The sequence below is a fragment of the Erythrobacter sp. NFXS35 genome, from assembly GCF_040148725.1.
In the GTDB taxonomy this organism is placed as follows: Bacteria; Pseudomonadota; Alphaproteobacteria; order Sphingomonadales; family Sphingomonadaceae; genus Erythrobacter.
Genome location: NZ_JAGDEB010000001.1, coordinates 1,383,463 through 1,401,774 on the forward strand (window position 1 = coordinate 1,383,463; position 18,312 = coordinate 1,401,774).

The following is an 18,312-nucleotide window of genomic DNA, read 5'->3' on the forward strand; positions in this document are numbered from 1 at the left end:
TTCATTTCCCTCGGTAATAGCGGTGGGGGACAAATGGTGTGGGGGTGACAGTGGCGACGAGGCGTTTGCCCCGCACCTCGACTTCGAGCGCAGTGCCCAGCGCAGCGTGGGCGGCGGCGACATAGGCCATGGCGATGGGCGCGCCGAGCGTGGGCGAAAATCCGCCACTGGTGACGGTGCCGATGCGGTCGTCGCCGACGAACACCTCGGCCCCCTCGCGTGCGGGCAGGCGGCCTTCGAGCTTCAACCCGACCCACTTGCGGGGCGTGCCTTCGGCGATTTCGCGGATGATCCGGTCTGCGCCGGGGAAGCCGCCTTGCGTCCTGCGGCGCTTGTTGATGCCGAAGATCAGGCCCGCTTCGATGGGGCTGATCTCGGGCGTCATGTCATGGCCATACAGCGGCAAACCTGCCTCCAGCCGCAGCGAATCGCGTGCGCCGAGGCCGATGGGCTGTACCTCCGGCTCGGCGCAAAGCAGGTCGGCGATTTCAGCGGCGGCATCGGCGGAAGCCGAGATTTCGAACCCGTCCTCGCCGGTATAGCCTGCCCGCGCGATGGTGACGTCGTGGCCCGCCAGCGTGAACCGCCCGAACTTCATGAAGGTCAGGTCCTCCACGCCGGGCACGAGCCGCGCCAGCGCATCGACCGCCTTCGGCCCTTGCAGTGCCAGCAGCGCGTAATCGTCCATGTGGTTCAAGGTGATGTCATCGGGCAGTGCCTCACGCAGCGTGCCGATATCGTCCCACTTGGTTGCTCCGTTTACCACCAGATAGAGCGCATCGGGCCAGCGCGAGACCATCAGGTCATCCAGCACCCCGCCGTCCTCGTCCAGCAGCAGCGAATAGCGTTGCTGGCCGACCTTCAGCGTCGACAGGTCGATCGGCAATACGGCTTCAACCGCCGCGTCCAGACCGGGGCCGTCGAGCAGCAGCTGCCCCATGTGCGACACATCGAATAGCCCTGCACTCTCGCGAGTCCAGTTGTGCTCGGCAACGATGCCCCCAGACGGGCCGGTGTACTGAATCGGCATCTCGTAGCCCGCGAACGGCACCATCCGCGCACCCCGCGCACGGTGCCAGGCATCGAGCGGCAGCGCGTCGAGCGGCAGGTCTTCGAGCGTTTCGTCGTTGTCGTGGTCGGTCACTTGGATTCATCCCGGCAGCAGAAAGTCGGCAGTCCGACGACGCTTTTGCAAGCACCGCCATGATCCTGCCCCCTCTGTCGGGTGAACCTGAGAGCTTCGGTGCAACCGCCAGTACGGCGCAGCACCTCCCCTTCGGTGGCCCACAGCACAAGGCCGGGGGCGCTTTCCAGAGTGTCACGCAGCCGAGCGGTCCGTTGGCCTGAGAGTTTCCGGGGCGGTTGCTCCTTCGGCGCCTTTGCCCCGCAAAGGGCATCGGGCTCTCCCGCTCGCCTGCCCGCGCGAGAATCACTTCGCGCGCGGAAGACGCCTCAGCACTGCGCGAAATGCTGCACCGCGTCAATCGCACCCCACCCCTATTTCGCGTTGAGCCACAGCAAATAGACGGCAGACAGCACGATCCAGCTGCCATCGAGCGTCTTCAAACGCTTTGCCCCCAGCCACAGGGCGATCGGGCGGGCGAGGAATCCGCCCAGCGCCGCCGCCGGAGCGGCGAGCAGCACCACCTCCCACTGGATTGTGCCTGCGCCGATATGCCAGATGGTGCCGGAAATGCAGCTCACCGCAGAGATCACGCAGGCCGCACCCGTGCACAGCAGCACCGGATAGTGGCGGATGAACAGGTAAAGCGCGACCAACTCGCCCACCCCGACCGAAAACAACGCGGTCAGCACGCCGCCAGGCACCGCCAGCGCCAGCAGCACGGCGAGGTCGATCCGCGCCAGTCGTGCGCGTTCGGGCCGGGCAGCGTTGATCGTCCAGGTCGCGGCAATCAGCGCGCAGCCCAGCAGGATCGAGAACGCCTTGTAGGCATAAAGCACCTGCATCTGATCGAAGGCGGTGAGCCGCTGGGTCGCCAGCATCGCCGGCAGCGACAGCGCCAGCACAGCGCACACCACGACGGCGAAATCCTTCAGCCGGACCTGCGCTTCCAAATGACCGGACGCAGGCTGGTGCAGCAGCCGGTCGGTCCAGCGCAGCGCCCCCATGCTCATGCCGAAGCTTTGGATGCCCATTGACACGCCCACCACGGCGAGCGGCGCAAGGCTCATCACGCCCAGTTCGCGCAGGGCGTTGAACACGGGCACGAACACCACTCCGCCCCCGGTCCCAGAGGTGTTGGCAATGATCGCGCCAACAACGCCGACGCCGGGGAGGAACCACAGACGCGCCAACAGTGCCGGATCGGCGGGCACCAGTGCCGAGAGCACTACATAGGCGGTGAGCAGACCGAGCCCGCCGATCCAGACCAGCCGTCCGGGCGGCAGCGCCGAGCCTTGTTGCGTAACAGGAACGGCGGTCATGCCCTAGTCGCCGCGATCCGCCGACAGCGCCAGCGCGCGCTGCATCAACTCCACCTCACGCGGATCGGAGCCGCCGGTGTCCTCGCCGCCGGGCGGTGGGGGGACTGCGGTGGTGAAATAGGCGAGGCCGGAACCGCGGCCCATATCGAGCCAAAGTCCCGAGCGCAGCCCGTAAGCTTCTCCACCATGGCCGATGCGCTCGCTGCCATCCATGAACAGGTCGTCGCGGCACGGCTCTGCCTCCACCAGTCCGTAGGAGGCCAGGCCATAGCCGCAGAAATCGCGGGTAGCTTCGTCAGGCGGATAGTGATTGGCAGCCGCAATCATCGCCTGAAACCAGAGGCCTTGGCTGCGGCGGGACAGGAAATCGGTGCGCGTATCCATGCGCAGCAACGCCTGCCCGATTTTCGCCAGATCGACCATTCCGATCCGAACGCCGCCTTGAGGGCTGAACACAGACGCATTGGTGCCGGGCACATAGGCATCGATATCGCACGCCTCCCCCTCCGCCACAGGGATCGTGCAGTTGGGCGGCAGGTCTTGCGGAAAATCGCGCGCGGCCTCGCCGGTGTGGCGGTAGAGCGTCACTGCCCTCGCCTGCATGGCAGCATCGCAGCCGATCCAGTTCAAACAGGCCTTTACCCCCAAAGGTGCAAACACCAGCCGCTCGACCAGGCGATCGTAACGCTCGCCCGATGCTGCCTCCAGCGCCGTGGCGACCAGCGGCGAGCCGAGGTTGGCATATTGAAATCCGGCCCTGCCCGGGCGTCCGGTTTCGCGCCACGCCGCCGGGTCGGCAAGCTTGACCTCGAGGCTTGTCCCCAGCGGGATGATGTAGCCCGCCGCATCGGACAGGCCCGCACGGTGCATCAGCAGGTGGGTCAGTGTGACCGGCGCATCGGGATGATACGGCGAGCGCAATGTCCATCCCAGATATTCCGAAACGTCCCGGTCCAGATCGACCTTCCCCTCGTCCATAAGCCGCAGCGCGGTCAGCCCCATGATCAGCTTGGAAATGCTGGCGATCCGCACCGGATCGTTCGCCTCTACGGCGCGGGCCGTGTCCTTGTTCGCCTGTCCCTCGACGATCAGCGGGCGGATCGTGTCGCTGTCAAACGCCACCACGACTGCGGCGGGCGGGACCGGGTCTTGCGCAGCGGCGGGCGCGAGCGGGGCGAGGAGCGCGATAGCGGCAAGGGTGCGGTAAAGCATCCCCGCCTTATTCCCGCAAAACCCCGCCCGATCAATCGAGGTTGGGCCGAAGCCAGCGTTCCGCCGTCGCCAGATCGACCCCGCGCCGTGCGGCATAATCCTCCAACTGATCGCGGCCGACGCGGGCGACACCGAAATACTGGCTTTCGGGATGCCCGAAATAGAAGCCCGAAACCGCAGCCGTCGGCCACATGGCGAAACTTTCGGTCAGAGTCAGGCCGACATTCTTCGGCGCATCGAGCAGATCGAACAGGATCGGCTTCAAGCTGTGATCCGGGCACGCAGGGTATCCCGGCGCGGGCCGGATGCCGCGATACTGCTCCTTGATCAACGCCTCGCAGGTCAGCTGCTCGCCCGGCGCATAGCCCCACAACGTCGTGCGCACATGCTGGTGCAGCGCCTCGGCGAAGGCCTCGGCAAAGCGGTCGGCCAGCGCCTTCAGCAGGATGTCGGAATAGTCGTCCTTGTCCGCCTGGAACCGCGCCGAATGCGGGTCGATCCCGTGGATGCCAACCGCAAAGCCGCCGATCCAGTCGCCGTTCGGATCGATGAAATCGGCAAGGCACATATTGGCACGGTCGCGGCTTTTCTTCACCTGCTGGCGCAGGAAGGGCAGGCGTACGTGTTCCTCGGTCTCGGCGAGGTGGATTGTCACATCATCCCCGTCACGCGCGCAGGGCCACAGGCCCGCGACGCCGCGCGCGGTCAGCCATTTTTCGGCGATGATCTGGTCGAGCATCGCATTGGCATCGGCGAACAATTGCGTGGCGGTCTCGCCCACCACCTCGTCGGTCAGGATCGCCGGGTAATTGCCATGGAGTTCCCATGCGCGGAAGAACGGCGTCCAGTCGATGAAGGTGCGCAGGTGCTCCAGCGACCAGTCGGGGAACACATGCACCCCCGGCTGTTCGGGCGGAGCGGGCTTGTCCGACAGGAACGCATCGTAGAAATTGGCGCGCGCATCGTCGAGGCTGAGCAGCACGCTCTGCGACTTGCCAGCGCGGGCATCGCGGACGTGGGTATATTCGTCCTCGATCTGCGCGACATATTCGTCGCGCTGGGTGTCGGAGAGCAGCTTCGATGCCACCCCCACGGCGCGGCTCGCGTCGAGCACGTGGATCACCGGACCTTCGTAAGCGGGGTCGATCCGCAAAGCGGTGTGCACCTTGCTGGTGGTCGCCCCGCCGATCAGCAGCGGCATGGTCATGCCCGCACGCTGCATTTCCTCCGCGACGGTCACCATCTCGTCGAGGCTCGGCGTGATCAGGCCGGACAGCCCGATCATGTCGGCCTTGTTGTCATTGGCGCTGGCAAGAATCGTCGGCCACGGCACCATCACGCCCAGATCGATCACGTCATAACCGTTGCACTGCAGCACCACGCCGACGATGTTCTTGCCGATGTCGTGCACATCGCCCTTCACCGTCGCCATGATGATCTTGCCTTTGGCCTTGCGCTCGGCCTCGGGCAGCAGGTCCTTCTCCGCCTCGATGAAGGGGATGAGGTGGGCGACCGCCTTCTTCATCACCCGTGCGGATTTGACCACCTGCGGCAGGAACATCTTGCCGCTGCCGAACAGGTCGCCGACCACGTTCATGCCGTCCATCAGCGGGCCTTCGATCACTTCGATCGGGCGGCCGCCATTGGCAGCGCGGGCGGCGCGGGCTTCCTCGGTGTCGTCGACGACATAGGCGTCGATGCCCTTGACCAGCGCGTGTTCAAGCCGCCGCTCGACCGGCCAGCCGCGCCATTCCTCGGCGGCCTTTTCGTCGGCGACGCTCTTGCCCTTGTAGCTTTCGGCAAGGTCGATCAGGCGCTCGGTCGCGTCGGATCGGCGCGCGAGGATCACGTCCTCGCAGGCCTCGCGCAAGGTTGGGTCGATCTGGTCATAGACGTCGAGTTGGCCTGCATTGACGATCGCCATGTCGAGCCCGGCGGGGATCGCGTGATACAGGAACACCGAATGCATTGCTCGGCGCACGGTTTCATTGCCGCGAAAGCTGAAGGAGAGGTTGGAGAGGCCGCCGCTGGTTTTGGCGTGCGGGCACTGGGCCTTGATCTCGCGCACCGCCTCGATGAAGTCCAAGCCGTAGCGGTCGTGCTCCTCGATCCCCGTCGCCACCGCAAAGATGTTGGGGTCGAAGATGATGTCTTCTGCCGGAAAGCCCTCGCCCACCAGCAGATCATAGGCGCGCTTGCAGATTTCGATCTTGCGCTGCCTGGTGTCGGCCTGCCCGGTCTCGTCGAAGGCCATTACGACAACGGCAGCGCCGTAATCCATGCAGATGCGCGCCTGTTCGAGGAATTGCTCTTCGCCTTCCTTCATGCTGATCGAATTGACGATCGGCTTGCCGGAAACGCATTTCAGCCCGGCTTCGATGACGTGGAATTTGGAACTGTCGATCATCACCGGCGCGCGCGCGATATCCGGTTCGGCGGCGATCAGTTTGAGGAAGGTCGTCATCGCGTGGACGGCATCGAGCAGCCCCTCGTCCATGTTGACGTCGATCACCTGCGCGCCGTTTTCGACCTGCTGGCGCGCGACTTCGACGGCAGCCGGGTAATCGCCCGCCATGATCAGCTTCTTGAACGCGGCGCTGCCGGTGACGTTGGTGCGCTCGCCGATATTGATGAAGCGCGAGGAAGAGGGTTGGGTCACTTGCAATCTTTCGCTTCGGATCAGGCCGCCACTGTGAAGGGTTCAAGCCCCGCCAGCCGCATGGCAGGCGCGGGCGAAGGCACCGAACGCGGCTCGGCCTTCGCCACCGCCCGCGCAATGGCGGCGATGTGTTCCGGCGTCGATCCGCAACAGCCGCCGAGGATGTTCACCTGCCCATGATCGGCCCAGTCCGCGACCAGCCCTGCGGTCGTCTCGGGCGCTTCGTCATATTCGCCCAACTCGTTGGGCAGCCCGGCATTGGGATAGATCATCAGCAGCGTATCGGCGATCTGCGACAGCACTTTCACGTGCGGGCGCAATTGCTCTGCGCCAAAGCTGCAATTCAGCCCGATGGTGAGCGGCCTAGCATGACGCACGGCATACCAGAACGCTTCGACCGTGTGGCCCGACAGGTTGCGGCCCGACAGATCGGTGAGCGTCATAGAGATCATCACCGGGACCTCGTAACCAAGATCGCGCTCCAGCTGCTTGACCGCCATGATCCCGGCCTTGGCGTTCAATGTATCGAACACGGTCTCGATGAGGATGAAGTCCACCCCGCCCTCGAACAGCGCAGCGGCCTGTTCCTTATAGACCGCGACCAGTTCGTCGAAATCGATCTCGCGGTAGCCGGGGTCTTCGACATCGGGGCTGAGCGATAATGTCTTGTTGGTCGGCCCGATCGCGCCTGCGACAAACCGGGGCTTGCCATCTTTCGCGGCGTATTCGTCGGCGAGTTCGCGCGCGATCCTGCCACTGGCGATGTTGATATCTGCGACCAGACCTTCGGCGGCATAATCCGCCTGACTGATCCGGTTGGCCGAGAAGGTGTTGGTCGAAACCACGTCCGACCCGGCATCCAGATAGGCGCGGGTAATGTCCCCGATCACATCCGGACGGGTCAGCGCAAGGATGTCGTTGTTGCCCTTCTGATCGGCGGACAGGCCCAGATCGCCTGCGTAATCCGCTTCGCTTAAGCGGCGGTTCTGGATCTGCGTCCCGAACGCCCCGTCGAAGATCAGCACGCGCTTGGTAGCGGCATCGAGAAAGCGTTGGCGGGCGCTCATGCCGCATCTCCGACAGGACGTTTCCCGAGCATGTGGCAGATCGCATAGGCCAGTTCAGGGCGGTTGAGGGTGTAGAAGTGGAAATCGCGCACCCCGCCCGCATACAAGCGGCGGCACAATTCGGCGGCGACCGTGGCGGCGACCAGTTGGCGGGCGGCGGGCTTTTCATCCAGCCCTTCGAACAATCCGTCCATCCAGGCCGGGATTGCCGCCCCGCAGGCGCCGGCAAACTTGCGCGCCTGCGCGACGTTGGTGACGGGCAGGATGCCCGGCAGGATCGGTGCGTCGATCCCGGCAGCGGCACATTGATCGCGGAACCGGAAGAACGCTTCGGCCGAGAAGAAGAACTGCGAAATCGCACGGCTGGCGCCTGCATCCAGCTTGCGTTTGAGGTTATCGATGTCGTCCTGCGGCGACACGGCATCGGGGTGGGTTTCAGGATAGGCGGCAACCGAAATATCGAAATCGGCGATGTCCTTCAGCCCGGCGACCAGTTCCGCCGCACTGGCAAAGCCTTCGGGGTGCGGCGTGAACGGCGCGCCCGGCTCTCCCGCGTCGCCGCGCAGCGCAACAATGTGACGCACGCCCGCTTCCCAATATTGCTCGGCCACCTCGCGGATTTCCGCCTTCGAGGCCGCGACGCAGGTGAGATGCGCGGCGGCGGGCAAGCCCGCTTCGGCAATGATCCGCGCGACCGTGGCATGGGTGCGCTCGCGGGTGGATCCGCCTGCGCCATAGGTCACCGAAACGAAGCTCGGAGCGAGCGGTTTCAACTGCGTTACCGCGTCCCACAACTGCGTTTCCATCTTCTCCGACTTTGGCGGAAAGAATTCGAAACTCACCGCAACATCGCCCGGCAGGCCGGAAAACAGCGGCGTGTCGGTTGCGGTGCGGTATTCGTGAAGCTGGTCGAGCGTGGGGGTCATCGGACGGGTTCCATGGCGGCTATCTTCGGCGTGGAGGCGGCGGCGCGGCGCTTGCCGATCCAAATCTTGACGACCAGTTCCCCGCCTTTGAGAGCAAGCGGAGCGCTGGCGGTGAATCCGGCGCCCCGCAGCAGATCGGCCATCTGCCGGTCGGCAAAGCCCAGCCGCGCGTGCTGATGGCGATCGCGCAACTCCTCCCGGTCATGATTGGCGAAATCGACGATCGCGATGCGCCCGCCGGGCCGCAAAACCCGCGCCGCTTCGGCAAGAACCGGGGCCGGATCGGTGGCGAAATGCAGCACCTGATGCAGCAGAACGGTGTCGAAACCGGCATCGGGGAAGGGCAGATCGGAAAAATCGCCCTGCACCAGTTCGATTTGTGCAGTCGGCAGATGTTGCAGCTTGGCGCGGGCGAGGCGCAGCATCTCGAGGTTCTTGTCCAGCGCCACGATCCGCTCGGCCGATGCGGCGAACAATTCCGCCATGCGTCCGGTGCCGGTGCCGATGTCGAGGGCATGGCCCAGCGGCGCATCGGCCAGGGCCTCGGCCAATCGGCGCTCGACCTCGGCATCGGGGCTATGGAGCGCGCGCAGTTCGTCCCACTCACCGGCATGACGGGCGAAGTAATGTTCCGCCGCGCTCTCTCGCGATTGCCGGATCGCTGCAAGCTTGCGGCGGTCGGCCTCGCACAGGGCCGCGAAGTCGGGCTCTTCGCGTTCGGCGATAGCGAGCAGGCGCTGCACCGAATCGACCAGGGGTGCGCCCGGCTCGGCCTGACGCAGGAACACCCAGCTGCCTTCGCGCCGCCGTTCGGCAAGGCCGGCATCGCACAGGATGCCGACATGGCGCGAGACGCGCGGCTGGCTTTGCCCCAGCACCTGCGCCAACTCGCCCACGGCCAGCTCCATCGTCCCGAGCAAGCGCGCGATGCGCAGGCGGGTCGGATCGGCCAGCGCCTTGAAGATATCCTCGATCACCATGATGAGCGACATATAAAGATATTTTTATATCTGTAAATCACCTCGATGAGGGGATTGTCGTTCAACCGATGCAGAATCGCCTGCCACTCGGCTCCTGAAGGTGTTTCATCAACTAAAGCCCGATCCGGGCTGCACCCCCGGCAGGCCGAAACCCTTCGATCCGCGCCGGTTGGACGGCATCCGCGTTATAGCGGGCCACGACTTCGTCAAGCGCCGGGAGAGCCGCAGCCTGGCTTACCGCAACCAGGCAGCCACCGAAACCAGCCCCCGTCAGGCGCACCCCGCCCGCTGTGCCGAGCGCCGCCTGCACCAGCCCCGCCAACCGGTCGAGCGCGGGGAGCGACACCGCGAAATCTTCCGCCAACGAACAGTGCCCTTCGCCCAGCAGCCGGGCAATCATGGCCGTGTCACCGCCGGTCAGCGCGGCGGCGAACGGCGCCACTCTGCCGATTTCCGAAACCACATGCCGCGCGCGAGCGAACAGCACGGGATCGAGCCCGCCCCGACCCGCCTCCAGCTGTGCCGGATCGCAATCGCGCAGCGCCGCCACACCGTAATGCGCAGCCGCCGCTTCGCATTCGGCGCGGCGCTGGTTGAAGGCGCTTTGCGTGAGGTGGCGGCGGATACCCGAATCGATCACCGTGATGGCAAGATCTGGGTGAATCGGCACCGCGCGGGTTGCGAGCGTCCGGCAATCGAGCAGCAACGCCGCACCCGCAACGCTCGCCGCCGAAGCCATCTGATCCATGATCCCGCAGGCACAGCCGACAAAGTCGTTCTCCGCCGCTTGCGCTATTCTGGCGAGTTGCGCCGGGTTGAGGCCAAGCCCGGAATGCGCCGACACCGCGAGTGCTGCCGCCACCCCGAGGGATGCGGACGAGGACAGCCCCGCCCCGATCGGCACATCGCCCGCCACCGCGATCCGCGCCGGACGCACGCCATAACCGCCGGCCTGAACGAAATGCACGACGCCGCGGAGGTGATTCTGCCATTCGCCCTCGATCCGGGCGATCGGCGCATCCAGCGCGAAACTGTCGCGCGCTTGTGCGCCCATGTCGAGCGCGACCGCCTCGAACTGCGCACCATCGCCCTCGCCCAGCGCAATGATGGTTTCACGGTCGATGGCGCAGGGCAGGACGAAGCCGTCATTATAATCGACATGCTCGCCGATCAGGTTGACCCGCCCGGGCGCGGCGAACAGCTGCTCAGGATCGGCGCCATAGGCTGCGCGGTAGCCTGCAATGACGCGGGCGATCAGCGTTTCCCGGCGGTTCATGCGCGACTCCTGTAATGCACTGTCCCGCTGACGGCGCGCAGCATTTCGGCGGCGCGCTCGGGCGTCAGATCACGCTGCGGCTCGGCCAACATCTCGTAGCCGACCATGAACTTGCGCACATTGGCAGAGCGCAGCAGCGGCGGGTAAAAATGGGCGTGGAGTTGCCAATGATCGATATCGGGCATCCCGAAAGGCGCGCCGTGCCAGCCCATCGAATAGGGAAAGCTGGTCTCGAACAGATTGTCGTACCGGGTAGTCAGCGCCTTCAGAATGCTGGCCAGGCTATCGCGCTGGCTGGCGCCAAGCTGCGGCATCCGCTGCACCTCGAAACGCGGCAGTAGCAGCGTTTCGATTGGCCAGGCCGCCCAGAACGGCACGATTGCCAGCCAATCCGCGTTCGCCTCGACCACCCGTTCGCCCTGCGCAAGCTCGCGCTCGGCGGTATCCAGCAGCAGCGAGCCCCCATGCTGTTCGTGATATTGGCGCAGGTGAGTGTCTTCGCGCGCCACCTCCAACCCCCAGTGCTCCGTCGCCCACACCTGTCCGTGCGGGTGCGGGTTCGAACAGCCCATCATCGCGCCTTTGTTCTCGAAAATCTGCACGTTTCCGAAGCGCTCGCCAAGCTCCTGTGTCTGGGCGGCCCAAACGTCGATGACTTCGCGGATCGCACGGCTGGAGAGTTCCGGCAAAGTCTTCGAATGATCGGGCGAAAAGCAGATGACGCGGGACAGCCCCCGCGTCGTCTCAGCGCGAAATAGCGGGTCGTGGTCGCTGTCGGCGCTTCCTTCGTCCATCAGCGCCGGAAAATCGTTGTCGAAAACATGAACGCCCCGATAATCGGGATTCACCGCGCCGCCTTTCCGGGCGTTGCCGGGGCACAGGTAGCAGTCCGGATCGTAGGCCGGGACCGGCGGCGCGGTCTGGGTTTCCTCGCCCTGCCATGGCCGGTCCAGCCTGTGCGGAGAAACCTGCACCCAGCCGCCGTTCAGCGGATTCCAGCGGCGGTGCGGCTTTGAAAAATCCACCGGCATCAGACCGCCTCCACCCCGGCTCCCCGGCGGGCCAGCGCCTGACGCGGCGCGAACTCGGCCCGTCCCCCCAGCACGAACCGGTTGACCGCCAGCGCCGCCATGACGCTGGTCACAAGCGTCACCACCATGAAGTGGATATAATGCAGCGTGATGATCCCGGCAGGCTGTAGCTGGAACGTGAACAGCGCGTAGAGCGCCACGCCCCACACCACCCCGGCAATCGCTGCCGGAGCCGCCACGCCGCGGAACAGGAGGCCAGCGACGAAAGCCGACAGGATCGGCATGGAGAGGAGCCCGTTCAGCTGCTGCAGCAGGTTGATGATGCTGGTCGCGGATTGATACATCGGCACCAGCATGATCGCCACCATGGCCAGCAGGGTCGAAACCGCGGCGGACAGCTTCCAATGGTCCTTGACCTCGCCGATGAACTGCTCGTGGAAATCGACGGCATACAGCGCGACCGAAGAATTCAGCACTGCGCTGAAGGTGGTGATCACCGCCGCCGCCACCATCGCCGCGAACGCACCCGACAGCCACGGCGGCAGGATTTCGGCCACCAGCCTGCCATAAGCGGCATCGCCGACATCGCCGAACAGCTTGAACGCGATGATGCCGGGGATCACCACGATCGGCGGCACGATCAGGATGCGGATGAAAGCGGCAACCATCACCCCTTTCTGCGCCTCACGGATGGTGGGCGCGGCCATCGCCTTTTGCGTGAGGTTCTGGTTGGTCGACCAGTAGAAGATCTGGATGAAGATCATGCCGGTGAACAACGTCTGCCATGGGATCGGGCTATCCGGTCCGCCGAACATTGTTACACGCTCTGCCGGAACGCCGCTGACGATATCCCAGTCCACCGCCGCCAGCCCCAGCACCACGATCAACAGCGCCAGCCCGAGAATGCCGACCCCGGAATAGGTGTCCATCACCGCCACCGCGCGCAGGCCGCCGAAAATGGTGTATCCCGCCGAAATCACCGCGAGGACCGCAGCGAAGGCCAGCAAGGGCACGCCATCCCCAAATAGCGACTGCATGAACAGGCTGCCCGAATAGAGCGCGGCAGGCAGGTAGATCAGCACATTGCCGAGCAGGAACAGCGCCGAAATCAGCGTGCGGATGCTGCGCCCGCCATAGCGCTTTTCGAGCAGCTCGGTCACCGTGGTGCACTGTTCTCGGTAATAAACCGGCACGAACACGAAGGCGAGGATCAGCAGACCGAAGAACCCGGCGATCTCCCACCACGCCAGCAGCAGCATCTGATTGCCGTTCATCCCCACCAGCTGATCGGTGGAGAGGTTGGTGAGCGTGATTGACCCCGCCACGAACAGCCATGACAGCTTGCCGCCCGCCAGATACACATCCTTGCGCGAACCGTCATGGCCAGAGCGGCGGATGGTCATCCAGGTCGCCAGCCCCACCAGCACGGTCAGCCCCACGCAGACCGCGATCTGGATCAGGCTGGCGGCCGACATGGTATCGAGCATTGGACGCTTCCCCCTCACGTTTGGTGCGGTTACAGCCGATTGCCGGATAGCGGGCAAGCCTGCAGGCTGCGCTCATCACCGGAACGGGTGGGAGAGGGATCGCATGGAATTCGTTCGGCTGGATGGAAATGCGCTGGCGCTGGTGTTCGCCCTGGAGGCAGGCGGCTCGGCGGATCTCGTCTATGTCGGCGCGCGATTGCCCGATGGCGAAGACCTACCGGCCCTCGCGGCCGCCAGCGCGCGCGGGCGGCACGAAAGCCAGCCCGATGTGCCGCCCTGCCCCGGCCTGCTGCCCGAACGCAAAGCAGGGTGGAGCAGGACGCCGGCACTGGCTTTGCGGCGCAACGGACAGCGGATCGATACCGATTGCCGGGTCAGCGACTGGGGCGTGCAGGATTGCAGCATTACGATCACCTTCGTTGACGCTGTCGCAGGAATAGAGGTCGCCTGCCATTGGCGCATCGGTGCGGGCGATGTGGTTACTGCAAGGCTTTCCCTTGCCAACCGAGGCGATGCCACGCTCAATATCGATTGCCTCGCTTCGCTGGCACTGCCGATCCCGGCGCGGTTTACCGAACGGACGAGCTATTCCGGCCGCTGGGCGGAGGAGATGCAGGAACATCGCCAAGCGATTGCGCCCGATGGCCTCGCCCGCCAGTCCGCTATAGGTAAACCCGGCTTCAGCGGCGGCAACTGGTTGTTGCTCCATGCAGCAGGCGAAGTGCTGGGCGCGCATCTGTCATGGAGCGGGGACCATCTGCTGGCGCTGGAACCCGATGCGCAAGGCGCAGGCGATGGACGCACGATGCTGCAAATGGGTGCTGACTGGAACGCGGGCGAAATGTCGTTGGCACCGGGGGAGAGCTTCACCACCTGCCCAGCGGTATTCGCGATCGCACCGGACCGCAGCGCGCTGGCGCAGGCGCTCCACATCCATTTGCGCACCGAAACCCTGCCGGAGCGCGCAAAATCAGAGCCGCGCAAGGTCCACCTCAATTCGTGGGAAGCGCTCGGCTTCGACCTTTCGCAAGACAAGCTGATTGCGCTGGCCGAGGATGCGGCGGGGCTGGGGATCGAACGCTTCGTGCTCGACGACGGGTGGTTCGCAGGGCGACGAAACGATCAGACCAGCCTTGGCGACTGGACGGTATCGCGCGATGTGTTCCCGCAAGGCCTCAATCCGCTGATCGCCCGCGTCCACGCACTTGGCATGGATTTAGGCCTGTGGGTGGAGCCGGAAATGGTCTCGCCTGACAGCGATCTCTACCGCGCGCATCCCGACTGGTGCCTGCACATTGAGGGGCGCGAGCGGCCGACGATGCGCGGGCAGTTGGCGCTCGACTTGGCTCGGGCGGAAGTGCGCGATCATCTGTTCGCCGCGCTCGATGCCCTGCTGCGCGATCAGGCCATTGCTTACCTCAAATGGGATCACAACCGCGACCTCTTCCCCTCGGGTGCCGGGCAGACGCAGGGCTTCTACGCCTTGCTTGATGCCTTGTGCGCCGCGCACCCGCATGTGGAGATCGAAAGCTGCTCCAGCGGCGGGGGGCGGATCGACTTCGGCGTGCTGGCGCGCACCCACAGGGTCTGGCCTTCCGACAACAACGACGCGATCGAGCGGCTGCGGATCATGCGCGCGTGGAGCCAGTTCCTGCCGCTGGAAGTGCTGGGCAGCCATGTCGGCCCTTCGCCCAATCCGATCACCGGGCGGCAAATCGCGATGGATTTCCGCGCCAAGGTGGCGGTCTTCGGGCATATGGGTGTCGAGGCCGATCCGGCGCGCATGACCGAGCACGACCGCGCCGTCCTTGCCGCGCACATCGCGCTCTACAAGGCGTGGCGCGGGGTGTTGCATGAAGGCGCGCTGCACCGGCTCGATCACCCCGATCCGGGCGTCATCGGACTGATCGCGGTGCACCGCGACGAAGCGCTGGCGCTGGTCGCGCAGACGGAATTTGCCGCGGCGTTCGATGTCTCGCCCGTGCGCCTCGCCGGTCTCGCGCCCGAGGCAAGCTATCGCGTCACCCTTCCCGAACCGTGGCCGAACAAGGCGCGGCATTACCTCGCCACCCCCGGTCTGTGGCGCGAAGGAATCGTCCTGTCGGGCACAGCGCTGATGACGCACGGTCTCGCGCTGCCGTTGACCCATCCCGAAACCGCGTGGCTCATCGCGCTTGAAAGACTGCCCGCATGAAACTTGGCTGCTGTTATTATCCCGAACATTGGCCGGAAGACGTGTGGGCCGAGGATGCGCGCCGGATGGCGGACATGGGCCTTTCGCTGGTACGCATCGGCGAATTTGCATGGAGCCGGATCGAACCGGAGCCGGGCCGATACGATTGGGGCTGGCTCGACCGTGCGATTAATACGCTGGCGTCTGCGGGCCTGAAAATCATCCTCGGCACGCCGACCGCCACCCCGCCGAAATGGCTGGTCGATACCATGCCCGATATGGTCGCCCTTGACGAACAAGGCCGCCCGCGCGGGTTCGGCTCGCGGCGGCATTACTGCTTCAGCCACGCTGGTTACCGCGCCGAGTGCCGCCGGATCGTAACCGCGCTGGCACAGCGTTACGGCCATCACCCCGCCATCGTCATGTGGCAGACCGACAACGAATATGGCTGCCACGACACGGTGCTGAGCTTCTCGGATGCCGCCGCAAATGGCTTCCGTGAGTGGCTGGCGGCCCGTTACAGCACGGTCGAGGCGCTTAACACCGCATGGGGCAATGTGTTCTGGAGCATGGAATACCGCGCCTTCACCGAGGTTGATCCGCCGCACCTGACCGTGACCGAGGCGAACCCCGGGCATTGGCTCGATTACCGCCGGTTCGCCTCCGATCAGGTAGCAAGCTTCAACCGCGAACAGGTCGAAATCCTGCGCAAGCTGTCGCCCGATAAAGACATCACCCACAACTTCATGGGGTTCTTCACCGAATTCGATCACCACGAGGTGGGCCGCGATATCGACTTGGCGACCTGGGATTCCTATCCGCTCGGCTTTCTCGAACAGTTCTGGTTCTCTTCGGAAGAGAAACGCGCTTACCTGCGGCAAGGCCACCCCGATATCGCCGCCTTCCACCATGACCTTTACCGAGGCTGTTCGAATGGCCGCTGGGGGGTGATGGAACAGCAACCCGGCCCGGTAAACTGGGCACGCTTCAACCCTGCGCCACTGCCGGGAATGGTGGCGCTGTGGACGCTGGAGGCGTGCGCGCACGGGGCGGAGTTCACCAGCTATTTCCGCTGGCGGCAGGCTCCGTTCGCGCAGGAGCAAATGCACGCCGGGCTGCTGCGCCCCGACAGCACCGAGGCCGAAGCCGTCCCCGAAGTGCGCACAGCGGCGGCAGTGCTTGCCGAAATCGGCCCGCAGCAACCGGTGCAGGCGGCGGCGGCACTGGTGTTTTCCTACGAGGCGGCGTGGGCCATCGGCATCCAGCCGCAGGGACAGAGCTTTCGCTACCTCGAACTGGTGTTCGAATGTTATTCGGCGCTGCGGGCACGCGGCCTGGATATCGATATCGTCGCGCCCGATGCTGACCTTGAAGGTTACCGGATGGTGGTGGTGCCGAGCCTGCCGATCATCCGCAAAGGGTTCGTCGAACGCCTCGCCGGACTGACCTGCCCTGTGATGCTCGGCCCCCGGTCGGGAAGCAAATCGGCGAGCTTCAGCATCCCAGCAGGCCTTGCACCCGGCGACCTCAAGCGCCTGATCCCGATCACCGTCACCCGCGTCGAATCCTTGCGCGACGGCGTGGCAGAACCCGCACAAGGCTGGGCAGTGACCCGCTGGCGCGAGGACGTGGCGGGCGATCTTGTGCCCGAACTTTCCGACGATGCGGGGCGGGGCGTACTCTATCGTAACGGAAACGTTCGCTACCTTGCCGTCTGGCCCGATCGGGCACTGCTGCGGCTACTGTTCGAGCGCATGGCGGACGAGGCCGGGCTGCCGCTTGTCGACCTGCCCGAGGGCATCCGCGTGCGGCGCACCGCTTCCCACGCCTTCACCTTCAACTACGCCGCCGAGCCGGTATTCGCAGCACATCTCGGGGAGACTTTGCCCCCTGCCAGCTGGCACATTGCTCCGCTGTAATCAGCCCTCTGCCAGCAGCCGGGCGTAATGATCCCGCAGGGTGTCGCTGCCGTATTCCGGCGTGAGATCGGCAGAATAACCGCCCGTCTCCGGGTCGAGTACCAGCATGCTTTCTGTCGCATAATAGCGTGCGATGCGGGCGTACTCGGCCTTCTCGGCGAACCAGCCCGACATACCCGAGCCCAGCCCCAGCGCCCGCTCGGCATAGTCGAACAGCCGGGGCGAGACCGATTTGAAACGCACCGGCCTGCCCGCAATTTCGAACAGCAATTCGCCCTGTTCGCGCAAGCTGATCGCCGGGCCGGGGCCGCCGATCGGCAGGATACGGCGACTAGTATCCGGATTGTCGATGCACGCAGCGATAAACCGCGCCAGATCATCATCGCTGATCGGCTTGCAGCGGGTGAGTTCCCCGTCCCCGAAGATCAGAAAGGGCTTGCCTGCCTTGACCCGCTTGACCTGCCCGGACAGCGATTTGAAGAACGCTGTCGGGCGCACGATGGTGTAATCGATCCCGCTCGCCGCAAGCCGCGCTTCGAATGCGAGCTTGGCGTGCTGGAAAGCAAGCAGCGGCTTCTGCACGCAAATCGCGGACAGCAGAATGAACTGCCGCGCCCCTGCCGCCTGCGCCGTTTCGAGCAAGGCGACATTGGCTCCGTAGTCCACCGCCTCGGCATCCTTGGGCGCGCCGCTGCGCGAAGCGATGCAGGATATGATGCAGTCGGGCCGGGCGTCCCCCATGACCTTGGCGATGGCATCGTGATCGGACAAGGCGGCGTGGGCAAGTTCGGCTCCTGCCAATGGACCGGTATCATGACCGGCGCTGCCCGGCCGCAACAGCGCAGTCACGCTATGGCCATCCGCCACCAATCGCCGAACCACTGCCTGGCCAATCGTGCCAGTGGCACCGGCAACAACAATGCGGCGGGGGGGAGTGTCATTCTTTACCATCACATTCACCCTAACCGGGCCGCGCCAGCGGTCAATCGAGGGGAACGAAGGATTGGGTGGTGCGCTGTCAAGGCCCCGCAGGCGAGGCTCCTATCACCGCGCCCCGCCCGCCGTGTTAGCGGCGATGAAATCCACCGAGATCAGCGCTCCCGCGGCGATCATAAGGGTTCATAATGACAAGCGACC

The 18,312-nt window shown here is 65.1% G+C and carries 13 protein-coding genes and 2 riboswitches; of the genes, 2 read left to right on the forward strand and 11 right to left on the reverse strand.

What is annotated here, in order from left to right; genetic code table 11:
• Nucleotide 1: 1 nt before the first annotated feature.
• From gcvT to J3454_RS06595, 10 genes are all read right to left on the reverse strand, one after another.
• Nucleotides 2-1,144 (reverse strand): glycine cleavage system aminomethyltransferase GcvT, encoded by a 1,143-nt coding sequence (gene gcvT, locus J3454_RS06550; RefSeq protein WP_349512933.1) that lies wholly within the window; start codon nucleotides 1,142-1,144, stop codon nucleotides 2-4.
• A 64-nt stretch (nucleotides 1,145-1,208) separates the two neighbouring features.
• Nucleotides 1,209-1,321: riboswitch (glycine riboswitch) on the reverse strand.
• A riboswitch (glycine riboswitch) is annotated at nucleotides 1,322-1,419 on the reverse strand. It lies immediately after the preceding riboswitch.
• 78 nt (nucleotides 1,420-1,497) lie between these two features.
• Nucleotides 1,498-2,445 carry a sulfite exporter TauE/SafE family protein gene (locus J3454_RS06555; protein WP_349512934.1) on the reverse strand — a complete coding sequence of 316 codons (948 nt, stop codon included), beginning with the start codon at nucleotides 2,443-2,445 and terminating at the stop codon, nucleotides 1,498-1,500.
• Between the two features lie 3 nt (nucleotides 2,446-2,448).
• Nucleotides 2,449-3,657 (reverse strand): serine hydrolase domain-containing protein, encoded by a 1,209-nt coding sequence (locus tag J3454_RS06560; protein WP_349512935.1) that lies wholly within the window; start codon nucleotides 3,655-3,657, stop codon nucleotides 2,449-2,451.
• Between the two features lie 31 nt (nucleotides 3,658-3,688).
• Nucleotides 3,689-6,316 carry a methionine synthase gene (metH, locus tag J3454_RS06565; RefSeq protein ID WP_349512936.1) on the reverse strand — a complete coding sequence of 876 codons (2,628 nt, stop codon included), beginning with the start codon at nucleotides 6,314-6,316 and terminating at the stop codon, nucleotides 3,689-3,691.
• Nucleotides 6,317-6,336: 20 nt separating this feature from the next.
• Nucleotides 6,337-7,383 carry a homocysteine S-methyltransferase family protein gene (locus J3454_RS06570; RefSeq protein WP_349512937.1) on the reverse strand — a complete coding sequence of 349 codons (1,047 nt, stop codon included), beginning with the start codon at nucleotides 7,381-7,383 and terminating at the stop codon, nucleotides 6,337-6,339.
• Nucleotides 7,380-8,309: a methylenetetrahydrofolate reductase [NAD(P)H] gene (metF, locus tag J3454_RS06575; RefSeq protein ID WP_349512938.1), complete on the reverse strand. Its 930-nt coding sequence runs from the start codon at nucleotides 8,307-8,309 to the stop codon at nucleotides 7,380-7,382. Before metF ends, J3454_RS06570 begins: the two co-directional genes overlap by 4 nt.
• The gene (locus J3454_RS06580) at nucleotides 8,306-9,289 is read right to left on the reverse strand and encodes an ArsR/SmtB family transcription factor (RefSeq protein ID WP_349513151.1); all 984 of its coding nucleotides are present in this window, start codon (nucleotides 9,287-9,289) and stop codon (nucleotides 8,306-8,308) included. The genes metF and J3454_RS06580 overlap by 4 nt, the downstream gene beginning before the upstream one ends.
• Before the next feature lie 112 nt (nucleotides 9,290-9,401).
• Nucleotides 9,402-10,565 carry a galactokinase gene (gene galK, locus J3454_RS06585; RefSeq protein WP_349512939.1) on the reverse strand — a complete coding sequence of 388 codons (1,164 nt, stop codon included), beginning with the start codon at nucleotides 10,563-10,565 and terminating at the stop codon, nucleotides 9,402-9,404.
• The gene (locus J3454_RS06590; protein WP_349512940.1) at nucleotides 10,562-11,596 is read right to left on the reverse strand and encodes a UDP-glucose--hexose-1-phosphate uridylyltransferase; all 1,035 of its coding nucleotides are present in this window, start codon (nucleotides 11,594-11,596) and stop codon (nucleotides 10,562-10,564) included. The genes galK and J3454_RS06590 overlap by 4 nt, the downstream gene beginning before the upstream one ends.
• Nucleotides 11,596-13,083: a sodium:solute symporter family transporter gene (locus tag J3454_RS06595; protein WP_349512941.1), complete on the reverse strand. Its 1,488-nt coding sequence runs from the start codon at nucleotides 13,081-13,083 to the stop codon at nucleotides 11,596-11,598. The genes J3454_RS06590 and J3454_RS06595 overlap by 1 nt, the downstream gene beginning before the upstream one ends.
• Before the next feature lie 103 nt (nucleotides 13,084-13,186).
• Here J3454_RS06595 and J3454_RS06600 point away from each other — a divergent pair, with 103 nt between their 5' ends.
• Nucleotides 13,187-15,277, forward strand: a complete 2,091-nt coding sequence (locus J3454_RS06600; protein WP_349512942.1) for an alpha-galactosidase — start codon at nucleotides 13,187-13,189, stop codon at nucleotides 15,275-15,277.
• Nucleotides 15,274-17,175, forward strand: a complete 1,902-nt coding sequence (locus tag J3454_RS06605; RefSeq protein WP_349512943.1) for a beta-galactosidase — start codon at nucleotides 15,274-15,276, stop codon at nucleotides 17,173-17,175. Before J3454_RS06600 ends, J3454_RS06605 begins: the two co-directional genes overlap by 4 nt.
• Here the strand turns inward: J3454_RS06605 and J3454_RS06610 are convergent, their stop codons facing one another.
• Nucleotides 17,176-18,126 (reverse strand): NAD(P)H-binding protein, encoded by a 951-nt coding sequence (locus J3454_RS06610; protein WP_349512944.1) that lies wholly within the window; start codon nucleotides 18,124-18,126, stop codon nucleotides 17,176-17,178.
• Between the last annotated feature and the right edge of the window lie 186 nt (nucleotides 18,127-18,312).

Coding starts and splice junctions, on each gene's coding strand:
- J3454_RS06560 (WP_349512935.1), bottom strand. CDS start 3,657: ATGCTTTACCGCACCCTTGCCGCTATCGCGCTCCTCGCCCCGCTCGCG.
- metF (WP_349512938.1), bottom strand. CDS start 8,309: ATGACCCCCACGCTCGACCAGCTTCACGAATACCGCACCGCAACCGAC.
- J3454_RS06605 (WP_349512943.1), top strand. CDS start 15,274: ATGAAACTTGGCTGCTGTTATTATCCCGAACATTGGCCGGAAGACGTG.
- J3454_RS06590 (WP_349512940.1), bottom strand. CDS start 11,596: ATGCCGGTGGATTTTTCAAAGCCGCACCGCCGCTGGAATCCGCTGAAC.
- J3454_RS06580 (WP_349513151.1), bottom strand. CDS start 9,289: ATGGTGATCGAGGATATCTTCAAGGCGCTGGCCGATCCGACCCGCCTG.
- J3454_RS06600 (WP_349512942.1), top strand. CDS start 13,187: ATGGAATTCGTTCGGCTGGATGGAAATGCGCTGGCGCTGGTGTTCGCC.
- J3454_RS06570 (WP_349512937.1), bottom strand. CDS start 7,383: ATGAGCGCCCGCCAACGCTTTCTCGATGCCGCTACCAAGCGCGTGCTG.
- galK (WP_349512939.1), bottom strand. CDS start 10,565: ATGAACCGCCGGGAAACGCTGATCGCCCGCGTCATTGCAGGCTACCGC.
- J3454_RS06555 (WP_349512934.1), bottom strand. CDS start 2,445: ATGACCGCCGTTCCTGTTACGCAACAAGGCTCGGCGCTGCCGCCCGGA.
- J3454_RS06610 (WP_349512944.1), bottom strand. CDS start 18,126: ATGGTAAAGAATGACACTCCCCCCCGCCGCATTGTTGTTGCCGGTGCC.
- J3454_RS06595 (WP_349512941.1), bottom strand. CDS start 13,083: ATGCTCGATACCATGTCGGCCGCCAGCCTGATCCAGATCGCGGTCTGC.